This is a genomic window from Pseudoruegeria aquimaris (assembly GCF_900172235.1).
GTDB lineage: Bacteria > Pseudomonadota > Alphaproteobacteria > Rhodobacterales > Rhodobacteraceae > Pseudoruegeria > Pseudoruegeria aquimaris.
The window spans coordinates 110,150-133,232 of sequence record NZ_FWFQ01000005.1 but is presented as its reverse complement, the minus strand read 5'-3'; the positions used below and the strand labels follow the sequence as shown (position 1 = coordinate 133,232).

Sequence of the window (23,083 nt, the reverse complement as noted above, 5' to 3'; positions counted from 1 at the left end):
CCGGCCGGCTCCCTCCTCGCAGCTCCGCCCGGATCAGTTTCCGAAAACGGTTGCGAAGTGGTCGCGCCATTGTGGGGGGCGGAACCCGTCCGCGCTGTTTTTTCGTTCCGGAACAGAAGCTTCCGCAAGCTTTCTGACCGTATGGACCCATTGATACTGATCGGAGGCATCGGCGTAAATGGGAATGTCTCCAAGCGTCTCCCGATAAACCGGAAGTGTGTTGCACACGACCGGCACGCCCAGCGCCGCCGCCTCAATGGGGGGCAGGCCATATCCCTCGGCAAGGCTGGGAAACAGCATCGCGCGGGCCCCGGCCATCAGCGCGGCGAGCTCCGCGTCCGGAACGGCGCCCATCTCCCGCACGCAGCCCCGCCATCGCGCGGCCTCATCCAGCCGCGCGAAGACGGCGGCGTTGTTCCAGCCCCGCCGCCCCACGATGCAGAGCGTTGGGGCGCTGCCGGTCTCCGCCAACAGCCGTTCCCAAATGTCGAGCAGGAGCACATGGTTCTTGCGCGGCTCGATCGTGCCGACGATCAGGAAGTAGGGATCGGCGGGGAGGTCCCGCCGCCGCTCGCCGCCGGGCGCCGTGGCTTCGATGTCCACTCCCAGCGGCGCGACGACGGCCGGCGGCACCCGGCCCCAGGCCGCGAAATGGCGCTCGGCATCGGCGCGGGCGGCCCGGCTTGAATAGATGCAGCGGCTGGCCCCTTGGGAAACGGCCCGCATCTTGCGCGTGAACGACTCCACCGTGCCGGGGCGCTGGAACTGCGGATGATCCAGCGGGATGACGTCATGCACCAGAACGTGGCTTTCCCCACCCTGCATGGCCGACAGAACCTCGGGGGAAAGGTTGGCGTGCCCGGTGTTGAAATAGTCGAACCCCTCTGGAAAGGCCGTCCGCAGGCGGCCCCGCAACTGCCGGGGCAGGCAGCGGGCGATGCAGACCGCCCGCGCCGCCGTTTCAATCGCCTGTGCGTCAGCGGTCCTGCGCGGCGGAAGGCGCGAGAGCAGATCCCGCCGCACCAGGGTTTCGGGTGCGGCCAGCCAGCGCTTCAACGCGGAAAGCCCGGATCTGTCCAGCAGCAGGAATCCATAGCGGCTGCGCAGCAGGCCGAAAGCCGGCTCAGGCCGTTCGATCACTTCCGACAGATAGGCCGCCTCGACCCTGTCCACCCCCGTGAACGGACCCTTGCCGAACCGCGACACCAGCCGCGTGACATCCAGCAGCCGCGGGCGTGGGCCCCTATTTCTCGTAGTGGCCGTTCTGGTGCCATCTCCAGGCATCGGCGATCATCGTCTCCAGCGTCGAGCGGGTTGGAGTCCACCCCAGTTCCTTTTCCGCCCTTTCACTGCCCGACACAAGCTTGGTGCAATCCCCGGCGCGGCGGGGCCCCTCGGTGATCGGCACGGGCTTGTTCGTCACGCTGTTGGAGTGCTCCACGACTTCGCGCACCGAAAACCCCTTGCCGGTGCCGAGGTTGAACACCCGGTTGCCCTTGCCCTCTTCCAGCCATTTCAGCCCGAGCACATGGGCATCCACGAGATCCATCACGTGGACGTAATCCCGTATGCAGGTGCCATCCGGAGTCGGATAGTCCGTGCCGAAGATCGTGAGCGCGGGGCGCTTGCCCTCGATCGCGTCCAGCATCAGCGGGATCAGGTGGGTTTCAGGTTGATGGAACTCGCCCACTTCGCCTTCCGGATCGGCACCCGCCACGTTGAAATAGCGGAAGATGACGTGGTTCAGACCGTGGCTCGCCGAGAAATCCGCCAGGATCTGTTCGATCGCGAGCTTGGAGCCCCCGTAGGCGTTGATCGGATGCTGCGGCGTGTTTTCATCGAGTAGAACGTTGTCGTGCTCGCCGTAGGTGGCGCAGGTGGAGGAGAACACGAAGTTCTTGCACCCGGCCTCGACCGCGGCCTCCACGAGGTTGACCGCGCCAAGCACGTTCTCCCGCCAGTATTTTCCCGGCACCTGCATGCTTTCGCCGACCTGGCTCAGGGCCGCGAAATGCATCACCGCGATCGGGGCGTGCTCGGCCAGTGCGGCTTCGATCGCCGGCTTGTCGAGCAGATCGCCTTTCACGAGGGGGCCGAATTTCACCGCCTCCTCCCAGCCGGTGGAAATGTTGTCGAACGTGACGGGCACATAGCCCGCACGCGCGAGCGCCTTGCAGGCGTGCGAGCCGATGTAGCCCGCACCCCCGGTGACAAGCACTTTCTTGGACATCAAATAACTCCGGGAAAAGTGGCCGTTACTCGGCCACCTTCTTCATGTGCATCATTTCTTCGAGGAAGCCGGAAAGCTCTTCGCGCAGTTCGTCGCGCGCGAGACCGAAGGCTACGGTGGCCTGCAGGAACCCTGCCTTGGAACCGCAATCGAACCGCTGACCGCGGAACCGGTAGCCATAGACGTCACGCCCGGCCTCGATCTCTTCCGCGATGGCGTCGGTCAGCTGGATCTCGCCGCCGGCGCCTTCCTTCTTGGCATTCAGGTTCCGCATCACCTGCGGGGTCAGGATGTAGCGCCCGATCACGGCGAGGTTGGACGGCGCATCCTGCGGTTCGGGCTTCTCCACCATGCCCTTCACGGACACGATGCTGCCCATGTCTTCCTTGACGTCGAGCAGACCATAGGCCGAGGCCTTCTCCTGGGGCACTTCCATCGCGGCCACCATGTTGCCGCCGGTTTCCTCGTAGGCTTCCACCATCTGCTTCAGGCAGGACGTCTCCGCCGCAATCACGTCGTCCGGCAGGATGACGGCGAAGGGCTCGTTCGCAACCAGCCGCCGCGCGCACCACACGGCATGCCCGAGCCCGAGGGCATCGTGCTGGCGGATGTAGGCGATCGCACCGCTTTCCATGTTGGTCTTCTTCAACTCTTCCAGCAGAGCCGTCTTGTTCTTCTTGCGCAGGGAGCGCTCAAGCTGCGGGTTGGTGTCGAAGTAATCCTCCAGGGCGCTCTTGCCGCGGGAGGTGACGAAGATGAACTCCTTGATGCCGGCCTCGCGGGCCTCGTCGATCGCGTATTGGATCAGCGGGCGGTCAACGAGGGTCATGATTTCTTTCGGAACCGATTTCGTCGCGGGCAGAAAGCGCGTCCCCATACCGGCTACAGGAAAAATGGCTTTGGTTACTTTACGTCGCATGAGCGGGCCTTGTTACTAATAAGTTTGTATCCAGTAGGGCAGCAATTGCCTGAAGCGAGCATACGCCGCAGCGCAGAATACGCAAAACGGTAATCACTCCAGTGCATCATAGTGCCACGGGATAGTTACGCAGCTTCTGACCAATTTGCAAAACTTTGCTGAAGATTCGAGCATAGCGATCACCATTTCATTCCTTTTCGGGCCACCTCTGGCGCCTGATCCGTTCCTTTTCCAGGGCGGCGCGGCGTTTGATGCGCCATGTTGCGGGCATACCGACCTCCCGTTGAGATTTTCCGAATATGCCCCCGGTCTGGAGCCAAACGCCATCATCCCGGAAGGTGGCGTGGTGGCGCAAAGGGATAGCGCTGAAACGAAACAGGGTGACGACATCACCCGCTTGTCTTGCCGCCGCAGCGCGGGCTTCAAGTCCGGCCCGCTGGCTCCAGTGCCCGGCCAATGCGATTGCGCGGCGCGGTGGCGGCGTTGCCAAAAGAACCGGCTGGCCGGGCGCCGCGGGCAGCCCGTTCCTCGGCGCCAGCGCGATCCGCAGGCCTTCGTCGATGCCGCGCGACAGCCCTGAAAGCAGGCGGCCCACGTCATGCGGGGCAAGCGCGCCGGAAACCATGTGCGCGATCAGGCGCTTGCGCTGGCCGGCCACGAAGGAGCCCAGAGCCTGATCGATACCGGGCTGCGGCAGGTGCTTGCGCAGCAGAATGGCCTGGCTGCGGCCGATCTCGAAGAGATCGCGGGGGGCACGGTCCGCCCGGCGTGTCCTGTTCGCGAAATAGCCGTGATGCACCAAAGCACCGGGCGCGAACGCGGCCAGCATGCCGGCGCGGGCCATGCGCAGGTTCAGATCCGTCTCATCATTGAAGTAGCGAAAGGCCGGATCGAACCCGCCCACCCCGAGCAGCGCCTCGGATCTGAAGGCGCAATTCGTGCCCTGAGTTTTCGCCGCCCACCCCTCCGGCGGGTGCGCCACGAACGGTTCGCGCGATGGCTGCGCGAGGGCCATCTCACCGCCGTCCGGCGCCACCGCGCGCGCCGTCCATTGGTAACTGATTCCATTGCGCCCCAAGACGTAGCCGCCCACGGCCTGCACGCCCGGAAGATCGAAGCCGCGCAACAGCTCCTGCACCCAGATCGGCTCCGCAGCCGAATCATCGTCGATGAAAGCGATGAACGCACCATGCGCCGCCGCGATGCCGCGATTGCGCGCTTCGGAGATTTTGGCCTCATCGAACGGCAGAAGCACAATCCCCGCCTCGGCGGCCAGCGGCTCCACGAAACGGCAGGCAGCACTGTCGGCCACCACGACGACTTCCAGCGGCCGATGGTATTGCTGCAGGATCGACAGCAGGCACCGTCGCAGCGCGCGCGGGCGTTCGTGGGAAACCACGACAACCGAAACCAATGGCTGCTGCGTCATGTCCGGCCCGCTCCAACTCCGCCGAGATCGGCTCGATGGCCTGAGCCTAAGGCAAAAAGCCCCTGCGTGGCAGGGGCTTTCAGAAAGGCTTTCGCCGAGGACGGCCGCATCCGGTGTCAGGCGGGTTGAAGCTCGACGCCCGGCGCGTAGGCGATGAAGAACGTGTTGGCGTATCCGTCCTTGCCGTAGACCAGTTGCTTGTGGTCGTCGAAGGCGACAACGTTGCCGCCCGCGCCCAGCAGGACGGCATGGCCCGCGGCCGTATCCCATTCCATCGTCCGGCCGAGGCGCGGGTAGAGATCGGCCTCGCCGGTGGCCACGAGGCAGAACTTCAGGGAAGAGCCTGCGCTTTTCATGTCCTTCACGTTGTATTTGCCGATGTAGTCATCCGTGGCCTGATCCCGGTGGGATTTCGAAGCCACCACCATCAGCGCCCCCATGTCGGGCTTGGACACGGAGATGGGCTTGGTCGCGCCGGGCTTGTCCTTCGAGAAGGGGCCTTCTTCCTCAACGGAGGTGCCATCGGCCTGCGTGTAGAACAGGCGGCCCTTCGCCGGCGCGTAGACGACACCGCGCACGGGGATGCCGTTTTCGACGTAGGCGATGTTCACCGTGAAATCGCCCCGGCGCTTGATGAATTCCTTGGTGCCGTCCAGCGGATCCACGATCAGGAAGGTATCGGCCTTCTCCGCGTGGCTCGCGGCCTGCTCTTCCGTCACCAGCAGCACGTCCGGGAAGGCCGCGCGCAGGCCGGCGCTGATGATCGCGTCCGCGGCCTCGTCGGCCTCGGTGACGGGGCTGTCGTCCGATTTGACTTTCACGTCGAAGTCGTCGGCGTTGTAGATCTCCATGATCTTGTCGCCCGCTTCCAATGCCAGCCGCCGGCTCACCTCGGTGAGTTTCTCAAAATCCACGCACTTACTCCTTTTACGGCCCCTCGGGGCCGGTCTATTGTAAACAAACAACTTCTTTTTTATCGTTCCTCGCTAAGGGAACAACAAGAATTCCCGGCGATAAATGTGGCACAATGGCCCCATCCGGCAGGGAAAACGTGAATGTTTGGCAGCAAGGCAAAGAAAAACGGCTTCGAAGCGGCGTTCGGAACCCTTGCACTCATCTATCACTCCGCCGTGCGAAAGGTGCGGGACAAGCACAGGAACGCCTTCGTCTCCATCGGGGTGACGATCCTGCAGGCCTTCATCATGCTCGCCGTCTTCATGGTCATGTTCCTCGTGCTGGGGCTGCGGGGCACCACGATCCGGGGCGATTTCTTTCTCTACATCCTGTCCGGCGTCTTTCTCTACCTCACCCATATCCGGGTGGTGAACACGATCGCCAACTCCGAGGGCCCCACCTCGCCGATGATGAAACATGCGCCGATGAACACGGGTATTTCCGTGGCCTCCACGGCGCTCAGTTCGCTCTACGTTTCGGTGCTGGCCGTCATTCTCATGCTCTATTTCTACAACGTGCTGTTCGCGCGGATCTACATCTACGATCCGGTCGGCGTGTTCGGCATGTTCCTGCTCGCTTGGTTCTTCGGCGTCGCCGTCGGGCTGATCTTCCTCGCGATGAAACCCTGGGCGCCGACGCTGACGCAGACGCTCGTGCGCATCTACACGCGAGCCAACATGATCACCTCCGGAAAGATGTTCGTCGCCAACTCTCTGCCCGCATGGATGCTCGCGATCTTCGATTGGAACCCGCTGTTCCACACGATCGATCAGGCGCGGGGCTACATGTTCATCAATTACTTCCCGCACAATTCCTCGTGGAAATATGCGCTGATCGTATCGATCGTGCTTCTTGGCATCGGTATGCTGCTCGAGTTCTACACCCGCAAGAAAGCCTCGCTCAGCTGGAGCGCCACGCAGTAGGGCGGCTGGGGCTCAGTCCACCACCCGAAGGGTCAGGTTGATCCGCCCGCCGTTCTTCAGAAGGCTCGAGGTGCCGGGCCGGATCCTGTCTACGCCGTGGTAGGTCAGCCGCGCCTCGCCCCCCATCACGACGACATCGCCAGACCGCAGCCAGAGGGATTCCGTGCTGCCGCCGCGCGTCCGGTTGCCGATCCGGAACAGCCCTTCGTCGCCCAGCGAGATCGAAACGACGGGCCAGGAGAAATCAGCCTCGTCCTTGTCCTGGTGCATCCCCATGCGGGCGGCTTCCGAATAGAAATTCACGAGGCAGCAGTCCGGCGCGCGTTCGTGCGAGACGAGATCCCGCCAGACGCCCAGCACGCTTTCGGGGATCGGTGGCCAGGGCCGGCCCTGCGGGTGTTCCGTCACGTAGCGGTAGCCGCGGCGATCGGAGAACCAGCCGTATTTTCCCGCCGAGGTCATCCGCACCGACATCGGCCGGCCATAGGGCGTCATCGGGGAAAACAGCGGCGCTTCCGCCTGCACGGCGCGCAGGTCCTCCACCATCGCTTGCTGCCGTGAGGGATCCAGATACCCTTCGTGGATCTCGAATCCCCGCACGCAAATCGTCGCCTGCCTGCCCATTCCGTTCCCCCGCTGCACAGCACCGCATTTTTTTGGCGATTTTGGCCACCTTCAGAGCGCCTCCAACGCTTGCAGCGTCATTGCCCCCTCCTTATATACGCCGGGAAGCCTGATCGGGTAGCTGCCCGGTCGTAACTGGGATCGGAACCGCGATGCCTCAGAAGGGGGTCCGGCTCCTGCACATCGCCAAAGAAAAGGGTAAACATCATGGCTAAAGTCATTGGTATCGACCTCGGCACCACCAACTCCTGTGTTGCCATCATGGACGGCGCTCAGCCTCGCGTCATCGAAAACGCTGAAGGCGCCCGTACCACTCCCTCCATCGTCGCCTTCACCGACGATGAGCGCCTCGTTGGCCAGCCGGCCAAACGCCAGGCCGTCACCAACCCCAACAACACGATTTTCGGCGTGAAACGCCTCATCGGCCGTCGGTTCGACGACGCCGACCTCGCGAAGGACAAGAAGAACCTGCCCTTCAACGTGGTCGACGGCGGCAACGGCGACGCCTGGGTCGAAGCCGGGGGCGAGAAATATTCTCCGAGCCAGATTTCGGCCTTCATCCTCCAGAAGATGAAGGAAACCGCCGAAAGCTACCTGGGTGAGGAAGTCACGCAGGCCGTGATCACCGTGCCCGCCTACTTCAACGACGCCCAGCGTCAGGCCACGAAGGACGCCGGCAAGATCGCCGGCCTCGAAGTGCTGCGCATCATCAACGAGCCGACCGCGGCCGCGCTGGCCTATGGCCTCGACAAGAAGGAATCCAAGACGATCGCCGTCTACGACCTCGGCGGCGGCACCTTCGACGTGACCATCCTCGAGATCGACGACGGCCTGTTCGAAGTGAAATCCACCAACGGCGATACGTTCCTCGGCGGTGAAGACTTCGACATGCGGATCGTCAACTACCTGGCCGACGAGTTCAAGAAAGAGAACGGCGTTGACCTGACGCAGGACAAGATGGCCCTGCAGCGCCTGAAGGAAGCCGCCGAGAAGGCCAAGATCGAGCTGTCTTCGAGCCAGCAGACCGAGATCAACCAGCCGTTCATCTCGATGGATCCGAAAGGCGGTCAGCCGCTGCACCTCGTCATGAAGCTGACCCGCGCCAAGCTGGAAAGCCTCGTGGGCGATCTGATCAAGGCGTCGCTGAAGCCCTGCCAGGCTGCTCTGAAAGACGCTGGCCTCTCCACCTCCGACATCGACGAGGTGGTGCTGGTCGGTGGTATGACCCGGATGCCGAAAGTCATCGAAGAGGTGACCAAGTTCTTCGGCAAGGAGCCGCACAAGGGTGTGAACCCGGACGAAGTGGTGGCCATGGGCGCCGCGATCCAGGCCGGTGTTCTGCAGGGTGACGTGAAAGACGTCGTGCTGCTCGACGTGACCCCGCTGTCGCTCGGCATCGAAACGCTGGGGGGTGTCTTCACCCGCCTGATCGACCGCAACACCACGATCCCGACGAAGAAGCGCCAGATCTTCTCCACCGCGGAAGACAACCAGAACGCCGTGACGATCCGCGTGTTCCAGGGTGAGCGCGAGATGGCTGCCGACAACAAGCTGCTCGGCCAGTTCAACCTCGAGAACATCCCGCCGGCACCGCGCGGCATGCCGCAGATCGAAGTCACCTTCGACATCGACGCCAACGGCATCGTCTCCGTGTCCGCCAAGGACAAGGGCACCGGCAAGGAGCAGAAGATCACGATCCAGGCCTCCGGCGGTCTGTCCGACGAAGAGATCGAACAGATGGTCAAGGATGCCGAGGCCAACGCCGAGGCAGACCGGGAGCGCAAGGAGCTCGTCGAAGCCAAGAACCAGGCCGAGAGCCTCATCCACTCGACCGAGAAGTCGATGGAAGAGCACTCCGACAAGGTGGATCCGACCACGATCGAAGCCATCGAGCTGGCGATTGCCGCCCTCAAGGACGATCTGGAAAAAGACGACGCCGGCAAGATCAAGGCTGGCATCCAGAACGTCACCGAGGCAGCGATGAAGCTGGGCGAGGCCATCTACAAGGCCGAGCAGGCGAAAGCTGAATCCGCCGCTCCGTCGGAAGAGGATTTCGAAGCCGGCGCCAAGTCGGATGACGATATCGTCGATGCCGACTTCGAGGATCTGGGCGACGAAAAACGCTGAGATGAGGGCCTGACACAGGACCTCAGAAGGCCGGTCTGGTGCAACCGGGCCGGCCTTTTACTTGGTCCCAAGGGGGACATTCCAAATGTCGAAGAAAGACTACTACGAACTGCTGGGGATCCAGAAGGGCGCTTCCGCCGACGAGATCAAGAAGGCCTTCCGCAAGAAGGCCAAGGAGCTGCATCCCGATCGCAACGCAGACAATCCGGATGCGGAAGCGCAGTTCAAGGAAGTGAACGAGGCCTACGACGTCCTCAAGGACGCCGACAAGCGCGCCGCGTATGATCGCTACGGCCACGCCGCCTTCGAAGGTGGCATGGGTGGCGGGCGTCCGGGCGGCGGTTTCGGCGGCGGCCACGGCGATTTCGCCTCGGCTTTCTCGGATGTCTTCGACGATCTCTTCGGCGACATGATGGGCGGGCGCGCCGGCGGTGGCCGGCAGCGGGCCACCCGCGGCTCCGACCTGCGCTACAACCTTCGCATCGATCTGGAAGAAGCCTTCGCCGGCGTCCAGAAAACGATCAACGTGCCCACCTCGGTGGCCTGCGATGACTGCAGCGGCACCGGGGCGGAAGGCGGTGCGGAACCGACGACCTGCCCCACCTGTTCGGGCATGGGCAAGGTCCGGGCGCAGCAGGGCTTCTTCACCGTCGAACGCACCTGCCCCACCTGTGGCGGCATGGGCCAGATGATCAAGAATCCCTGCAAGGGCTGCGGCGGCTCGGGCCGTGTCGAGAAGGAACGCGCCCTTTCGGTGAACATCCCAGCCGGCGTGGAGACGGGCACCCGGATCCGGCTCGCCGGCGAGGGCGAGGCCGGCCTGCGCGGCGGGCCTGCCGGGGATCTCTACATCTTCATCGAGGTCCGCGAGCACAAGATCTTCGAACGCGACGGCACCGCCCTGTTCTGCAGGGTGCCCGTGAGCATGGCCACGGCCGCGCTCGGGGGCGAAATCGAGGTGCCGACCATCGAAGGCGGCCGCTCCCGGGTGAAGATCCCGGCTGGCAGCCAGTCCGGCAAGCAGATGCGCCTGCGCGGCAAAGGCATGCCCGCCCTGCGCGGCGCCGGCCGTGGGGACATGTTCATCGAACTGGCCGTGGAAACCCCGGTGAACCTCACCGCCCGCCAGAAGGAACTTCTGCGCGAGTTCGACGGGATCGCCGCGGACAACAACCCGAACAGTTCCAGCTTCTTCGCCTCGGTGAAGAATTTCTGGGACAGCATGAAGGGCTGACGGCCGCACGGCCCCGGGCGCGCAGAAAGGGCCCGCGCCCATTGCCCGCAACCAAGGCGGCGCCGCTCCAACCGGAGCGGCGCCGTTTTCACATGCGGATCACGGTTAACACCGCCTAAAGGGAATCGGGCCAGACTTGCGGCATGAGCCGGAAGAACAGCTTTGCCGAAACGCAGATGAATTTTCTTGCCGACGATGAGGCGCCGGCGCAGCCCCTGCCCGCGGGCCGGCTGCCCTCCTACATCACGGAGCACCGCCGCCGCCTGCGGGAGCGCTTCATGGTGGGCGGCGCCGATGCGCTGCCCGATTACGAGCTGCTCGAACTGCTGCTCTTCCGCGCGCTGCCCCGCAAGGACGTGAAGCCGGTGGCGCGGATGCTGCTGGAGACCTTCGGCAGTTTCGCCGCCGTCGTCTCCGCTCCGCCCGAGATCCTGCGCAAGGTGAAGGGCATCGGGGACGAAACCATCACCGATCTCAAGATCGTCGAGGCCGTGGCGCACCGGCTCGCCCGCTCGCGCGCCATGCACCGCAACGTGATTTCGAGCTGGGACGCCCTGCTCGACTACTGCCATACCTGCATGGCCCATCGGCAGACGGAGCAGTTCCGCGTCCTGTTCCTGGATCGCAAGAACGTGCTGATCGCCGATGAGGAACAGGGCCGCGGCACGGTGGATCACGTGCCCGTCTATCCGCGCGAAGTGGTGAAACGGGCGCTGGAGCTCAACGCCTCCGCGCTCATCCTCGTGCACAACCACCCCTCCGGCGACCCCACCCCCTCCCAGGCCGACATCACGATGACGCAGCAGGTACAGGCCGCCGCGGAGGTGCTGGGGCTTACGTTGCACGATCACCTCGTGATCGGCCACGAGCGCGAAGTCAGCTTCCGTGCCGAAGGGTATCTCTAGCCGTCCTGATCCATCTTCGGCCCGACCCAGACTTCCACGCGGCGGTTGATCTGGCGCCCGATCCCGCTCTCGTCGCAGGCCATAGGCATGGCCTCGCCGAAGGCCTCCGTGCGCATCCTCACACCGCCCTCCGGCAAGGCCCGTGCGGCCCGGCGCACCGCGTCACGCACCCGGCGCGCGCGGTTCTCCGAGATCTGGCGGTTCGTGGCCGCCGCACCTTCTCCGTCGGAGAAACCCACGAAGACGAGGGTCTGGCCGTCATACCGCCCGGCCTCCAGCGCTTCGGCCAGCAACAGCACGTTGGTGCGCGATTGCGCGTCCAGAACCGATGAGCCGGTTTCGAAACGGAAGGTCGTGGTCAGCCGTTCGTAGCCGGCAAGCGCGGTGACCATGCGCTGCAGCTCGCCGAGCGGCACCTCCGCGCCGGCGTTCAGGATGGCGGCGGCAAGCCTGTCCCCCTGCCCGGAGAGGGGCGCCCGCTCGGCGTCCAGATCGACGAAACCGTTGGCCCGGATAAGCGCCTGGGCCGGGGCCGTGTTCAGGTAGCGCAGGAAACCGCGAGCGAATTTCGGCAACCGGCGCGGCGGCGTGTAGAGAAGAAGCGGCAGGGTGAGCGGATAATCCTCGGCCTTGATCGCATGGGCCCCTTTCGGAAAGGCCCGCCCGCAGGCGCCGATCAGATCCAGGGGCCGCGCGTTGCCCTGTTCCGTCAACGTGCCGAACCCCAAGGCCAGCGGATCGCGCGCCACCGCATCGGCAAGGCTGGCCAAGGATTGGTGCCGCGTGACGGCGATGCCCCCGAGGGGTTCCAGCCGGTTGGAGATCGCCTGCTCCAGCCCGGAGTCCGCGGCGAGGGCGTGCAGCACGATGGGCGCATCCGCACCGCCGAGATCGGCCCAGTTCGCAACAAGCCCCGCCCGCACCGCCCGTGCCTGCGCCAGCGAAAGCCCCTGCACCGGGTTCTCCGGGGCCACCAGCAGCGCCAGCCCGTCCAGCGCGATCACGCGCCCACGGGCGGCGGCCTTCAGCCCCCCCAGCCCGGCTTCGCGCGCGGCGGCGAGTTCCTCGCGCGTCATCTCGCGCGCGGCCATCACGATATCGGCCTGATCGCGCAGCAGATCCCCGAATCCCTGCACCGTGGTGCCGAGGTGAAAGGCGATCTCGGCCACGGGCGAGCCGGAGCCCTCTTCCCAGAGCACGTAGTGAAAATTGCGATCGTCGCTGACGATGCGGCGGATCTTCAGCCCACGCTCCTGCGCATAGGCCTCCAGCAGCAGCGGCATCAGCTCCGCGCCGAGCATTTCGTCCCCGGCCACGGTGATCCGCGCGACGAACGTTTCGAGATCCGGACAGCCGGGGCCGGAGCAATCCACCCCGGACCCGTCGAGAACGAGCGGCCCGAACTCCGTCTGGACGCGGTAGAACTCCCCGTCAAACGAAAGCAGCGTTCCGCTCACCGAAAGCCCGCCCCCCTTGGCGGAAAGCGTCACGTCCTGCGCCGCTGCCGGCGCAGCGAGGCTGACAAAAAGGAAAAGTGCGGCGCTGAACGCCGCACGCAGGATCGCCATGGTGGTGCCTGTTGCTGCCCTCTAGTTTCGGGCGATCTTCAGGTCTCGCAGCAGGTTTTTCAACACCAGATAATCGCCGACGGCGGAACAATCGGGCATCGCGAGCGCGATCTCGACACTCGGCTCGGCGGCACCTGCGCGGATCTGGGTGCTGCGGGCGGCCAGGTCCTGGCCGCAGTTGGCCGGCGTCACCTCGGCCTCGACGCTCAGCCGCACAAGCCCGCTGCGCCCCATCAGGCCGCTCGGGAAACTGTAGATCTCCGCCCGGCGGGTGTGGTTCAGGTCGCGGGCGCCCAGCTCGGTGATGAAGCCGCCCAGCGCCCGTGCGGCAAAGCTCGGATCCCGCGGCGAGGCCGCGCTGACGTGGCCCTTCTCGCCGTAGCGGGCCCCGAATTCGAGCGCATGGATGGAGAGGCCGGCCTCCCCCTGCCATTGCAGGATCACGTGATCGAACAGCGCGGCATCCTCGACGCGCAGGGCGGTGGACAGACGGCTGCCATCCTCGAAGCGCACGTCGAGCGCGACGTCCTGCGAAAGTGCCGGCAAGGTGACCGCGAAATCGCCCGTCACGCTCGTCATGTCGGTGAAGGCCAGATCGCCCTGGGTCAGCGTGAAGAAGCGCTCGGGTTCGCAGGGGGCGGAAAGCTGCACGGCAACCATGCCGCCCGGCGCCGGCGCTGCCGCAAGGCGCGGGGTGCAGGGCAGACCGAAGGCGCTCAGCACGGGCTGCGCCGTCCGGCGGGCGTCGGGTTCGGCGCTTCCCTCGGGCAACGCCGGCGCGCGCAGCGGAGCGGCACCGAAGACCACCGAAGCCTCGGGATCGCGCGGCACGGACAGCGCGCCGCCATGCGCCGTCTCCACGGGTTGGTGGGCCGGCGTGGCGCCCTGCGGAGCGGAGGCTGTGACGAAACGGGAGGCGATGGCATCGGATTGCATCACGCCCATGGCCAGCAGGGCCGTCAGCACGGTCGCGGATGCGATCAGGGAATATCTGCGTTGGCTTGCCATGGGGCACCTCTTCCGAACACGGGATCAGAGGGTGTGATGGCAGGGAAATCGGGTGGAATTATGACCGGCCGGGGATCAATTGCGGATCTCCGGCCGGATTTCATGCTTTTTGGGCAACAATCGCCTCAGGCAAGGCGGCCGTGGCAGTGCTTGAACTTCTTGCCGGAGCCACAGGGGCACGGCTCGTTCCGCGAGGGGTTGCCCCAGGTGGCCGGGTCGCTTTCGTCGAAGCCCTCCACCAGCGGCACCGGGACCTCGGCGGCGGCTTCACCGGCGCCCACCGGCTCGGGCTGGGGCGTGGGGGCCGCGGCCTGCCGGGCGCGCTGCAGGCCCTGCTGCTGGGCGATCAGCTGCTGAATCATCTGCTGCTGTTCTTCCTCGGTCAGCGGGCGCACGCGGGAAAGCTGCTGGGTCACGTCCACCCGCAGGGCGTCGAGCATGGATTCGAACAGCTGGAACGCTTCGTTCTTGTATTCGTTCAGCGGATCGCGCTGCGCGTAGCCACGGAAGCCGACGACGGACCGCAGATGTTCCAGCGTCAGGATATGCTCGCGCCACTTGGCGTCGATCGTCTGAAGCAGGATCTGCTTCTCGATCGTGCGCATCGATTCCTCGCCGAAGGCTTCCTTCTTCTCGGCCATCAGCGCATCGGAGGCCTCGTAGAGGCGCTCGCGGATGTCGCCGTCGTCCACGCCTTCCTCCTCGGCCCAGCGGATCACCGGCACGTCCAGCCCCGCCTTCTCGATCAGTGCGGCATAGAGCCCTTCGGTGTTCCACTGGTCGGCATAGGTGTTGGCCGGCATGTAGGTGTCCACGAGATCATCGAGAACCTGGTGGCGCATGTCCTGCACGATCTCGCTGAGATCCTCGGCTTGCATGATCTCCATGCGCTGCTTGAAGATCACTTTCCGCTGATCGTTCATCACGTCGTCGAACTTCAGCAGCTGCTTGCGGATGTCGAAGTTGCGGCCTTCCACCTTCGCCTGCGCCCGTTCCAGCGACTTGTTCACCCAGGGGTGGACGATGGCTTCGCCTTCTTCCATCCCCAGCGTGGAGAGCACCTTCTCCAGCCGCTCGGAGCCGAAGATGCGCATCAGGTCGTCTTCCAGCGAAAGGAAGAAGGCGGAGCGGCCCGGATCGCCCTGACGGCCCGAGCGGCCGCGCAGTTGGTTGTCGATCCGGCGGCTTTCATGGCGCTCGGTCGCAAGGACGAACAGCCCGCCGGCATCCTTCACCGCCTGCTCGTCGGCCGCATGCGCGGCCTCGATCTCGGCGCGGATGGTTTCATGATCGCCGTCGGGGTTGGCCGCGATGGCTTCCATGATCTTGACCTCGACGTTGCCGCCCAGTTTGATGTCGGTGCCGCGGCCGGCCATGTTGGTGGCGATCGTCACCTTGCCCAGCTTGCCGGCATCGGCCACGATCTCGGCCTCGCGCTCGTGCTGGCGGGCGTTGAGCACGTTGTGCTCGATCCCGGCGGCGGTGAGCATCTGGGAGAGCATCTCGGATTTTTCGATCGAAGTGGTGCCGACGAGCACGGGCTGGCCCTTCTCGTGCGCCGCCTTGATCTCCTTGATGATCGCCTCGTATTTCTCGCGCGCGGTGCGGTAGACGGCGTCATTGTCGTCGATCCGGGCGATCGGCTTGTTGGTGGGCACTTCCACCACGCCGAGGCCGTAGATCTCCATGAACTCCTCGGCCTCCGTCGCGGCGGTGCCCGTCATGCCGGCGAGCTTGTCGTAGAGGCGGAAGTAGTTCTGGAACGTCACCGACGCGAGGGTCACGTTCTCGGGGCGGATATCGCAGCCCTCCTTGGCCTCGATGGCCTGGTGCAGCCCGTCCGAGAGCCGGCGCCCGGCCATCATGCGGCCGGTGAATTCGTCGATCAGCACCACCTCGCCGTCACGGACGATGTAATCCTTGTCCTTGGTGAACAGCACGTGCGCCCGCAGGCCCTGGTTCACGTGGTGCACGATGGTGGTGGATTCCGGATCGTAGAGCGATTGCTCCGGCGGCAGGATGCCGGCCGCGTGCAGGCGCTCTTCGAGGAATTCGTTGCCTTCGTCGGTGAAGGAAACGCTCTTGGCCTTCTCGTCGAGCGTGTAGTGCTCTTCGGTCAGTTCCGGGATCAGTTTGTCGATGGTGATGTAGAGTTCGCTGCGATCCTGCGCCGGGCCGGAAATGATGAGCGGGGTGCGCGCTTCGTCAATGAGGATGGAGTCCACCTCGTCCACGATGGCGAAGTAGTGGCCGCGCTGCGCCATGTCCTTCAGATCGGACTTCATGTTGTCGCGCAGGTAGTCGAAGCCCAGCTCGTTGTTGGTGGCGTAGGTCACGTCGCAGGCATAGGCCTCGCGCTTCTCCTCGTCTGGCTGCTGCGGATAGACGACGCCCGTCGTCATCCCGAGCGCGCCGTAGACCTTGCTCATCCACTCCGCATCCCGCTTGGCGAGATAGTCGTTCACCGTGACGATGTGCACACCCTTGCCGGTGAGCGCATTCAGGTAGGCCGGGAAGGTGGCGACGAGCGTCTTGCCCTCGCCCGTCTTCATTTCGGCGATGTTGCCCTGGTGCAGGAAGACGCCGCCCATGAGCTGCGTATCGAAGGCCCGAAGCCCCAGCGAACGGCGCGCGGCTTCGCGGCAGTTGGCAAAGGCTTCCGGCAGGATGTCGTCGAGGGACTCCCCGTCGGCGACCCGTTTCCTGAATTCGTCCGTCTTCGCGATGATGCCTTCGTCGGAGAGTGCTTCGAACTCTGGTTCAAGGGCGTTGATCTTGGCGATCAAGGGGCGAATGGACTTGATCTTGCGATCGTTCGGCGTGCCGAAGACCTTCTTGGCGAGTGTTCCGAAACCCAGCATGTTCTCTCTGCTTGCGGCGATTATCCATGTGTGGTCCTGTGCGGTGAGCCGCTTGCCTGCCTGCCGCATCGCCCATAGAACGGCGAAAAAGCGCGGACCGGCCATCGCAGACCTTTCAGCGATGTAAGGGCCTGCATAGATAGTGTCAACGTCACGCACCTCCGCGTGTCGCCCAGAGGAAACAAATATGCCCAAAAGCCCCAACCTGATGCTCGGCGCCATCTGCGCCATCGTCCTCGCTGCGCCCGCCGTCGCGGAGGAAGTCACGGCGGATACCGTGCTCGCCACCGTCGCCGGAAAGAACATCACGCTGGGCCACATCATCGCCGCCCGGGCCACCCTGCCCGAGCAGTATCAGTCCGCGCCCGACGACGCGCTGTTCGAGGGCCTGCTCGAGAACCTGATCCAGCAGGCCGTGCTCGCTGCCGCGCTGGAAGACGTGCCGCCCGCCATCACCCTGGCCGCCGAGAACGCCGCGCGCAGCCTCGAAGCCGGGGCCGCGCTGGATGCCGCCATCAAGGCCGGCGTCACCGAGGAGATGGTGAAGGAGGCCTACGAGGCCCGCATCGCCGAATTCCAGCCGCAGCCGGAGTTCAACGCCTCCCACATCCTCGTGCCGACGCAGGAAGAAGCCGCCGAGATCAAGAAGATGGTCGACGAGGGCGCCGATTTCGCCGCCACGGCGATGGAGAAATCGACCGGCCCATCCGGCCCCAACGGCGGCCAGCTCGGCTGGTTCGGCCTCGGCATGATGGTGCCGCCCTTCGAGCAGGCGGTGACGCAGCTTGAGCCGGGTCAGGTCTCCGAGCCGGTGCAGACGCAGTTCGGCTGGCACGTGATCCTGCTGAACGAAACCCGCGACAGCCAGCCCCCGGCCTACGCGGATCTGGAAGGCGAACTGCGCGCCGACCTTGAGCAGAAGGTGGTGGAGGAATACATCGCCTCGCTCAACGGCTCGACCGACGTCGAACGCGCGGACGTAAGCGCGATCGACCCCTCGATGATCCGCAACACCGACCTGATCGAGAACTGATCCACCGGAGCCGCCAAGCCATGGGCACCCAGAAAGAACAGATCGTTTCGCCGCTTGCACCCGCGGGCGGCTTCCCGGAGCTTCCGCCGATCAAGGGCGTGCGCTTCGCCGCCACGGCGGCGGGCGTGCGCTACCAGGGCCGCAACGACGTGATGCTCGCGGAGCTTGCGCCGGGCACGGCCGTGGCCGGCGTGTTCACCCGTTCCGCCACCCGCGCGGCGCCGGTTCTGGATTGCCAGGCCAAGCTTGGCGGCGACACCTCCGCAGGCGCGGCGATCATCGTGAACTCCGGCAACGCCAATGCGTTCACCGGCAAGAACGGGCAGAACGCCGTGGACAAGGTGACGGGCGCCGTGGCCGAAGCCCTTGGCCTGCCGCGCGCCCGCGTGTTCAGCGCCTCCACCGGGGTGATCGGTGAGCCGCTGCCGCACGAGAGGATCACGGCGAAGATCGCGGAACTGGCCGCCGGGCTGGCCCCCGACCGCCTGAAGGACGCCGCTGAAGCCATCATGACGACGGACACCTTCCCCAAGGGCGCCAGCGCCCGGGTCGGTGGCGTCACCATCTCTGGCTTCGCGAAGGGCTCCGGCATGATCGCCCCCGACATGGCGACGATGCTCGTCTACATCTTCACGGATGCGAAAATTGCCCAGCCGCTGCTGCAACAGGTTCTGTCGGAGCTGACCGACGTCACTTTCAACGCCATCACCGTGGACAGCGACACCTCCACCTCGGATTCGCTGCTGCTCTGCGCCACGGGTGCCGCCGATGCGGAGGAGATCACCGCCGCCAACATCGGCCCCTTCCGCGACGCGCTGCACGGGGTGATGCTAGATCTCGCCCACCAGGTGGTGCGCGATGGCGAGGGCGCGACGAAATTCGTCGAGGTCCGCGTCACCGGCGCGGCCAGCGATGCCGACGCCCGCAAGGTCGCCATGGCCACCGCCAACTCGCCGCTCGTCAAGACGGCGATCGCCGGCGAGGATCCCAACTGGGGCCGCGTCGTCATGGCGGTAGGCAAATCCGGCGCAGCCGCTGACCGCGACAGGCTTTCGATCCGTTTCGGCGACATCCTGGTGGCGGAGAACGGCTGGGTGGCGGAGAGCTACAGCGAGGCCGCCGGCGCCGCCTACATGAAGCAGCAGGAGCTCGTGATCGGGATCGACCTGGGGCTGGGCGACGGCAAATCCACCGTCTGGACCTGCGATCTCACCCATCGCTACATCGAAATCAACGCGGACTATCGCTCGTGAAAGTTGTGCTCGTCTCCGCCGTGGCGCTCGTCGATGTCGACGGGCGCGTGCTCATCGCCCAGAGGCCCGAAGGCAAATCCATGGCCGGGCTCTGGGAGTTCCCCGGTGGCAAGGTGGAGCCCGGCGAAACGCCCGAGGCCGCCTTGATCCGGGAGCTGCACGAGGAACTGGGAATCAATACCTGGGAAAGCTGCCTCGCGCCGCTCACCTTCGCCAGCCACAGCTACGAATCGTTCCACCTGTTGATGCCGCTCTACATCTGCCGGAAGTGGGAAGGCACGGTCGTCCCCCGCGAAGGGCAGACCATCAAGTGGGCGCATGTCAGGGAGCTGTCCAAGTACCCGATGCCGGCCGCCGATCTGCCTTTGATTCCGATACTTCGCGACTGGTTGTGATGTTTTCGCAACAGTTTTCCAACCCGTTGATCTACAACGGATTTGTGAATCTGACGTAACGAAATCCTTTCAGAAGTGTCAAAATGTTCAACTTACGTTGAGAAAACATGGTGTTTTGTTAATCAGTTTCCATATAAAATCCATCCACACCAATTTTGACTGGGGAGAAATTGGAAATGATGAAAACGATCACTCTGGGCAGTTATGTCTCGGTGCAGGGGACTTTCATCCGCGCACTGAGCAACGGGAAGATCGTCGTACGCGTCGGTTCGCGCGACTTCGAAGGCTACCCGGTGGCTGGCAAGGCTGCCTGATATCATCTCGGTCTCCGGACCAACGGAAAGAAAAAAGGACAAGGTGAAAGCCTTGTCCTTTTTCTTTTGTCCAGCCCGGCATTCCCACCCCAAAAGAGTCATCCCACAGCAAAAAAGGGCCGCCCGAAGGCGGCCCTTTGAATGCTTCCCGCTGTGCGGCGATCAGAGCGTGCGCTCAACTTCCTCGCGTTCGAAGATCTCGATCACGTCGCCGGGGCGGATGTCATCGTAGTTCTCGAAGGCCATGCCGCACTCCTGGCCAGACTGCACTTCCTTGACCTCGTCCTTGAAGCGCTTGAGCGTCTTCAGCGTGCCTTCGTGAATCACCACGTCGTCGCGCAGCAGGCGCACGCCGGCGGAGCGGCGGGCAACGCCCTCGGTCACGAGACAGCCGGCAACCTTGCCAACGCCCGTAACCTTGAAGACTTCCTTGATCGAGGCGTACCCGATGAACTTCTCGCGGATCTCGGCAGAGAGCAGGCCGGAAGCGGCCGCCTTCACGTCATCCACCAGATCGTAGATCACCGAGTAGTAGCGGATCTCGATGCCCTTCTGGTTCGCGGTGTTGCGGGCCGAAGCATTGGCGCGGACGTTGAAGCCGAAGACCGGCGCGCCGGAGGCTTCCGCAAGGCCGATGTCGGATTCGGTGATCGCGCCCACACCGGAGTGCAGCACGCGCACGCGCACCTCGTCATTGCCGATCTTTTCCATCGCCTGAACGATGGCCTCGGCAGAGCCCTGAACGTCGGCCTTCACGAGAATCGGCAGCTCGACCATGTTCTCGTCTTCTTTGGCTTTCGCCATCAGCTGTTCCAGCGTCGTCGCGGCACCGGCAGCAGCACGTTTGTCTTTCGCGGCCTGCTCACGGTATTCGGCAATCTCGCGGGCCTGCGCCTCGGTGTCGACCACGTTCAGCACGTCCCCGGCTTCCGGGGTGCCGTTCAGGCCCAGGACCTCGACCGGCACGGAGGGGCCCGCTTCATCGACGCGCTCGCCCTTGTCGTTGATCAGCGCACGGACCTTGCCCCACTGCTCGCCGACGACGAAAATATCGCCTTTGTGCAGCGTGCCGTTCTGTACGAGAACGGTGGCAACCGGGCCGCGGCCCACGTCCAGCTGGGCCTCGATGACTGCGCCGGAGGCGGCACGTTTCGGGTTCGCCTTCAGTTCCAGGATCTCAGCCTGCAGCGCGATGGCTTCCAGAAGCTCGTCGAGCCCCTTGCCGGTGATGGCGGAGACCTCGACATCCTGCACGTCGCCCGACATCGCCTCGACGACGACCTCGTGCTGCAGAAGCTCGGTGCGCACGCGCATCGGATCGGCCTCGGGCTTGTCGCACTTGTTGATCGCAACGATCATCGGCACGCCGGCGGCCTTGGCGTGATTGATGGCTTCCACCGTCTGCGGCATCACCGAGTCATCGGCGGCCACCACGAGCACCACGATGTCCGTCACCTGGGCCCCGCGGGCCCGCATGGAGGTGAAGGCGGCGTGGCCCGGTGTGTCGAGGAAGGTCAGAACCGCGCCGGAGTCCGTCGTCACCTGGTAGGCGCCGATGTGCTGGGTGATGCCACCGGCTTCGCCGGCAACCACTTTCGCATCGCGGATCGCGTCCAGCAGCGAGGTCTTGCCGTGGTCCACGTGGCCCATGATGGTGATCACCGGCGGGCGGGGCTCCAGATCTTCCGGCTTGTCCTCCACGGTATCGATCACGTCTTCCACGTCGGCATCGGAGACACGGACGATCTTGTGGCCGAATTCCTCGATGATCAGCTCGGCGGTATCGGCGTCGATCGCCTGGTTCTGGTTGACCATCATGCCCATTTTCATGAGCTCTTTCACGACGTCCGCCACGCGTTCGGCCATACGGTTGGCCAGCTCCGAAACCACGATGGTTTCCGGCAGCTGAACCTCGCGGATCACCTTTTCACGCTCTTGCGCGCCACCCATCGCCTTCTGGCGGGCGCGCTCCTGCTTGCGGCGCATCGCGGCCACGGAGCGTTGGCGGCCGTCGCCACCCGACAGAGCCTGGTTCAGCGTCAGCTTGCCGGAACGGCGGCCATCGTCGCGGCCACCCTTGCGGGCCGGGCGATCCCGGTTGTCGCGGTCGGACTTGCGATCGCTGGTGCCGGGCTTGCCGCCACCGCGGGGGCCGGTGTCCTCGCGGCCGGGTTGCGGCTGCGGCGCGGAGGCCGTGGCACGATCATCCTTCGCGCGGGCCGCTGCGGCGGCTTCGCGTTTCTTGGCTTCTTCCGCTTCCTTGGTCTTGCGTTCTTCTTCCTCGGCACGCTGGCGGGCGCGCTCCAGGCGCTCCTGCTCCTCGCGTTCCTTGGCTTCCTGCTCGGCCCGGCGGCGCTCGCGCTCCGCGGCGCGCGCTTCTTCCTCGGCCTTGCGGCGTGCTTCGTCCTCGGCTTCACGGGCCTTGGCGGCCTGGAGTGCCTTCAGACGGCGCTGCATTTCCGCATCGGAAATCCCGGCCGGGCGTTTGGAGGCGTCGCCACCCGGCGTTCCACCGCCGGCAGACTTCGTGGCGCCGGGCTTGGGCACCACAACGCGCTTGCGTTTGGTTTCCACGACCACGTTCTTCGTGCGGCCATGGGAAAAGCTCTGCTTCACATTGCCGGAACGCGGCCCGCCCCGCAGGCCCAGTGTCTTTTTGCCGTCGCTATCGCTCATGTGGTCTTCGTACCCTTTCCGGTGGACGTTCCACCGTTCTTATCGCGCAAACCCGTAAGTTTCGTGGCTTCCTCTACAACACGTGTCGTGAGTCCACCAGCCGCGAGCGCGCCATGTATCACATTTTCCCGCCCGAAAGCCAAACCCAATTCCGACGCACTCAAAACGCCGATATAGGCCCCTTCCCCGGGCGGTGGGCGCAGCTTTGATTTGCCACGCTCCGATCCGTCATTTGCCTGGATCAGGACCACCCCGTGGCCCGATACGATCCAGTCTTTCACCTTTTCGAAGCCCGTCACCGCGAGCCCGGCCTTCCGGGCCAGCGAGATCAGCTCGATCACACGCTGCGCCAGCAGCGCCTCGACCCGGTCCGCGAGCCCCTCCGGCACGTTCACCTGCTGGCGCGCGGCCCGGCTGAACAGCTTCTTGCGGGCCGCCAGATCCAGGGCCGCCCGATCCGCCGAAACCCAGAGCCCCCGCCCCGGCAGCTTGCCGGCCAGATCGGGCACCACGGAGCCATCAGGGCCGACGACGAAACGGATCAGCCCCGCCTTCGGCGCCACCTCGCCGGTGGCGATGCACCGGCGTTCGGGGTCTCCCCGCTGCTTGTCTCGGCCACCCCGCGACATG

At 64.9% G+C, this 23,083-nt stretch carries 19 protein-coding genes; 8 read left to right on the top strand and 11 right to left on the bottom strand.

Annotated features, from left to right (window positions below):
* Positions 1-33 precede the first annotated feature (33 nt).
* From PSA7680_RS05405 to cysQ, 5 genes are all read right to left on the bottom strand, one after another.
* Complete coding sequence (locus PSA7680_RS05405; protein WP_176244083.1) at positions 34-1,173, bottom strand: glycosyltransferase family 4 protein; 1,140 nt, start codon at positions 1,171-1,173, stop codon at positions 34-36.
* A gap of 70 nt (positions 1,174-1,243) precedes the next feature.
* Positions 1,244-2,230, bottom strand: a complete 987-nt coding sequence (gene galE / locus PSA7680_RS05400) for a UDP-glucose 4-epimerase GalE (protein ID WP_085867643.1) — start codon at positions 2,228-2,230, stop codon at positions 1,244-1,246.
* A 25-nt stretch (positions 2,231-2,255) separates the two neighbouring features.
* Positions 2,256-3,149 carry a UTP--glucose-1-phosphate uridylyltransferase GalU gene (gene galU / locus PSA7680_RS05395; RefSeq protein ID WP_085867642.1) on the bottom strand — a complete coding sequence of 298 codons (894 nt, stop codon included), beginning with the start codon at positions 3,147-3,149 and terminating at the stop codon, positions 2,256-2,258.
* Positions 3,150-3,336: 187 nt separating this feature from the next.
* Positions 3,337-4,578, bottom strand: coding sequence for a glycosyltransferase family 2 protein (locus tag PSA7680_RS05390; protein WP_085867641.1), 1,242 nt, complete (start codon positions 4,576-4,578; stop codon positions 3,337-3,339).
* A 116-nt stretch (positions 4,579-4,694) separates the two neighbouring features.
* Positions 4,695-5,492 (bottom strand): 3'(2'),5'-bisphosphate nucleotidase CysQ, encoded by a 798-nt coding sequence (gene cysQ / locus PSA7680_RS05385; RefSeq protein WP_085867640.1) that lies wholly within the window; start codon positions 5,490-5,492, stop codon positions 4,695-4,697.
* Positions 5,493-5,633: 141 nt separating this feature from the next.
* On the opposite strand from cysQ, the gene PSA7680_RS05380 reads away from it, so the two are divergent.
* A complete protein-coding gene (locus PSA7680_RS05380; RefSeq protein WP_085867639.1) occupies positions 5,634-6,455 on the top strand; it encodes an ABC transporter permease in 822 nt (273 codons plus the stop codon).
* A gap of 12 nt (positions 6,456-6,467) precedes the next feature.
* Here PSA7680_RS05380 and PSA7680_RS05375 read toward each other — a convergent pair whose 3' ends face one another.
* Complete coding sequence (locus tag PSA7680_RS05375) at positions 6,468-7,079, bottom strand: alpha-ketoglutarate-dependent dioxygenase AlkB family protein (protein ID WP_085867638.1); 612 nt, start codon at positions 7,077-7,079, stop codon at positions 6,468-6,470.
* A 207-nt stretch (positions 7,080-7,286) separates the two neighbouring features.
* Between PSA7680_RS05375 and dnaK the strand changes: the two genes are divergently transcribed.
* From dnaK to radC, 3 genes are all read left to right on the top strand, one after another.
* On the top strand, positions 7,287-9,206 hold the full coding sequence (gene dnaK, locus PSA7680_RS05370) for a molecular chaperone DnaK (RefSeq protein WP_085867637.1): 1,920 nt from the start codon (positions 7,287-7,289) through the stop codon (positions 9,204-9,206).
* A gap of 85 nt (positions 9,207-9,291) precedes the next feature.
* The gene (gene dnaJ / locus PSA7680_RS05365; protein WP_085867636.1) at positions 9,292-10,440 is read left to right on the top strand and encodes a molecular chaperone DnaJ; all 1,149 of its coding nucleotides are present in this window, start codon (positions 9,292-9,294) and stop codon (positions 10,438-10,440) included.
* 143 nt (positions 10,441-10,583) lie between these two features.
* A complete protein-coding gene (gene radC, locus PSA7680_RS05360) occupies positions 10,584-11,345 on the top strand; it encodes a RadC family protein (RefSeq protein ID WP_085867635.1) in 762 nt (253 codons plus the stop codon).
* Here radC and PSA7680_RS05355 read toward each other — a convergent pair.
* The 3 genes from PSA7680_RS05355 to secA all read right to left on the bottom strand — a co-directional run bounded on the left by PSA7680_RS05355 (position 11,342) and on the right by secA (position 16,782).
* Positions 11,342-12,913 carry a substrate-binding domain-containing protein gene (locus PSA7680_RS05355; protein WP_085867634.1) on the bottom strand — a complete coding sequence of 524 codons (1,572 nt, stop codon included), beginning with the start codon at positions 12,911-12,913 and terminating at the stop codon, positions 11,342-11,344. The two genes, radC and PSA7680_RS05355, sit on opposite strands and share 4 nt — an antisense overlap.
* A 21-nt stretch (positions 12,914-12,934) precedes the next feature.
* On the bottom strand, positions 12,935-13,921 hold the full coding sequence (locus tag PSA7680_RS05350; RefSeq protein ID WP_085867633.1) for a hypothetical protein: 987 nt from the start codon (positions 13,919-13,921) through the stop codon (positions 12,935-12,937).
* Between the two features lie 125 nt (positions 13,922-14,046).
* Positions 14,047-16,782 carry a preprotein translocase subunit SecA gene (gene secA / locus PSA7680_RS05345; RefSeq protein ID WP_085867668.1) on the bottom strand — a complete coding sequence of 912 codons (2,736 nt, stop codon included), beginning with the start codon at positions 16,780-16,782 and terminating at the stop codon, positions 14,047-14,049.
* Positions 16,783-16,969: 187 nt separating this feature from the next.
* Here secA and PSA7680_RS05340 point away from each other — a divergent pair, with 187 nt between their 5' ends.
* From PSA7680_RS05340 to PSA7680_RS18695, 4 genes are all read left to right on the top strand, one after another.
* On the top strand, positions 16,970-17,815 hold the full coding sequence (locus PSA7680_RS05340; protein ID WP_085867632.1) for a peptidylprolyl isomerase: 846 nt from the start codon (positions 16,970-16,972) through the stop codon (positions 17,813-17,815).
* A gap of 20 nt (positions 17,816-17,835) precedes the next feature.
* A complete protein-coding gene (gene argJ, locus PSA7680_RS05335; RefSeq protein WP_085867631.1) occupies positions 17,836-19,068 on the top strand; it encodes a bifunctional glutamate N-acetyltransferase/amino-acid acetyltransferase ArgJ in 1,233 nt (410 codons plus the stop codon).
* Positions 19,065-19,463 (top strand): 8-oxo-dGTP diphosphatase MutT, encoded by a 399-nt coding sequence (mutT, locus tag PSA7680_RS05330; RefSeq protein WP_085867630.1) that lies wholly within the window; start codon positions 19,065-19,067, stop codon positions 19,461-19,463. Before argJ ends, mutT begins: the two co-directional genes overlap by 4 nt.
* A 176-nt stretch (positions 19,464-19,639) precedes the next feature.
* Positions 19,640-19,777, top strand: coding sequence for a hypothetical protein (locus PSA7680_RS18695; protein ID WP_176244082.1), 138 nt, complete (start codon positions 19,640-19,642; stop codon positions 19,775-19,777).
* Positions 19,778-19,939: 162 nt separating this feature from the next.
* Here PSA7680_RS18695 and infB read toward each other — a convergent pair whose 3' ends face one another.
* Complete coding sequence (gene infB, locus PSA7680_RS05325; RefSeq protein ID WP_085867629.1) at positions 19,940-22,453, bottom strand: translation initiation factor IF-2; 2,514 nt, start codon at positions 22,451-22,453, stop codon at positions 19,940-19,942.
* Positions 22,450-23,082, bottom strand: coding sequence for an RNA-binding protein (locus PSA7680_RS05320; RefSeq protein ID WP_085867628.1), 633 nt, complete (start codon positions 23,080-23,082; stop codon positions 22,450-22,452). Before PSA7680_RS05320 ends, infB begins: the two co-directional genes overlap by 4 nt.
* Position 23,083 lies beyond the last annotated feature (1 nt).

Excerpts from the sequence above, each read along its gene's own strand:
- argJ (WP_085867631.1), top strand. The coding sequence starts at position 17,836 with ATGGGCACCCAGAAAGAACAGATCGTTTCGCCGCTTGCACCCGCGGGC.
- dnaJ (WP_085867636.1), top strand. The coding sequence starts at position 9,292 with ATGTCGAAGAAAGACTACTACGAACTGCTGGGGATCCAGAAGGGCGCT.
- PSA7680_RS05355 (WP_085867634.1), bottom strand. The coding sequence starts at position 12,913 with ATGGCGATCCTGCGTGCGGCGTTCAGCGCCGCACTTTTCCTTTTTGTC.
- PSA7680_RS05320 (WP_085867628.1), bottom strand. The coding sequence starts at position 23,082 with ATGTCGCGGGGTGGCCGAGACAAGCAGCGGGGAGACCCCGAACGCCGG.
- PSA7680_RS18695 (WP_176244082.1), top strand. The coding sequence starts at position 19,640 with ATGATGAAAACGATCACTCTGGGCAGTTATGTCTCGGTGCAGGGGACT.
- PSA7680_RS05380 (WP_085867639.1), top strand. The coding sequence starts at position 5,634 with ATGTTTGGCAGCAAGGCAAAGAAAAACGGCTTCGAAGCGGCGTTCGGA.
- secA (WP_085867668.1), bottom strand. The coding sequence starts at position 16,782 with ATGCTGGGTTTCGGAACACTCGCCAAGAAGGTCTTCGGCACGCCGAAC.
- galU (WP_085867642.1), bottom strand. The coding sequence starts at position 3,149 with ATGCGACGTAAAGTAACCAAAGCCATTTTTCCTGTAGCCGGTATGGGG.
- galE (WP_085867643.1), bottom strand. The coding sequence starts at position 2,230 with ATGTCCAAGAAAGTGCTTGTCACCGGGGGTGCGGGCTACATCGGCTCG.
- dnaK (WP_085867637.1), top strand. The coding sequence starts at position 7,287 with ATGGCTAAAGTCATTGGTATCGACCTCGGCACCACCAACTCCTGTGTT.
- PSA7680_RS05390 (WP_085867641.1), bottom strand. The coding sequence starts at position 4,578 with ATGACGCAGCAGCCATTGGTTTCGGTTGTCGTGGTTTCCCACGAACGC.
- PSA7680_RS05340 (WP_085867632.1), top strand. The coding sequence starts at position 16,970 with ATGCCCAAAAGCCCCAACCTGATGCTCGGCGCCATCTGCGCCATCGTC.
- PSA7680_RS05350 (WP_085867633.1), bottom strand. The coding sequence starts at position 13,921 with ATGGCAAGCCAACGCAGATATTCCCTGATCGCATCCGCGACCGTGCTG.
- PSA7680_RS05375 (WP_085867638.1), bottom strand. The coding sequence starts at position 7,079 with ATGGGCAGGCAGGCGACGATTTGCGTGCGGGGATTCGAGATCCACGAA.
- infB (WP_085867629.1), bottom strand. The coding sequence starts at position 22,453 with ATGAGCGATAGCGACGGCAAAAAGACACTGGGCCTGCGGGGCGGGCCG.
- radC (WP_085867635.1), top strand. The coding sequence starts at position 10,584 with ATGAGCCGGAAGAACAGCTTTGCCGAAACGCAGATGAATTTTCTTGCC.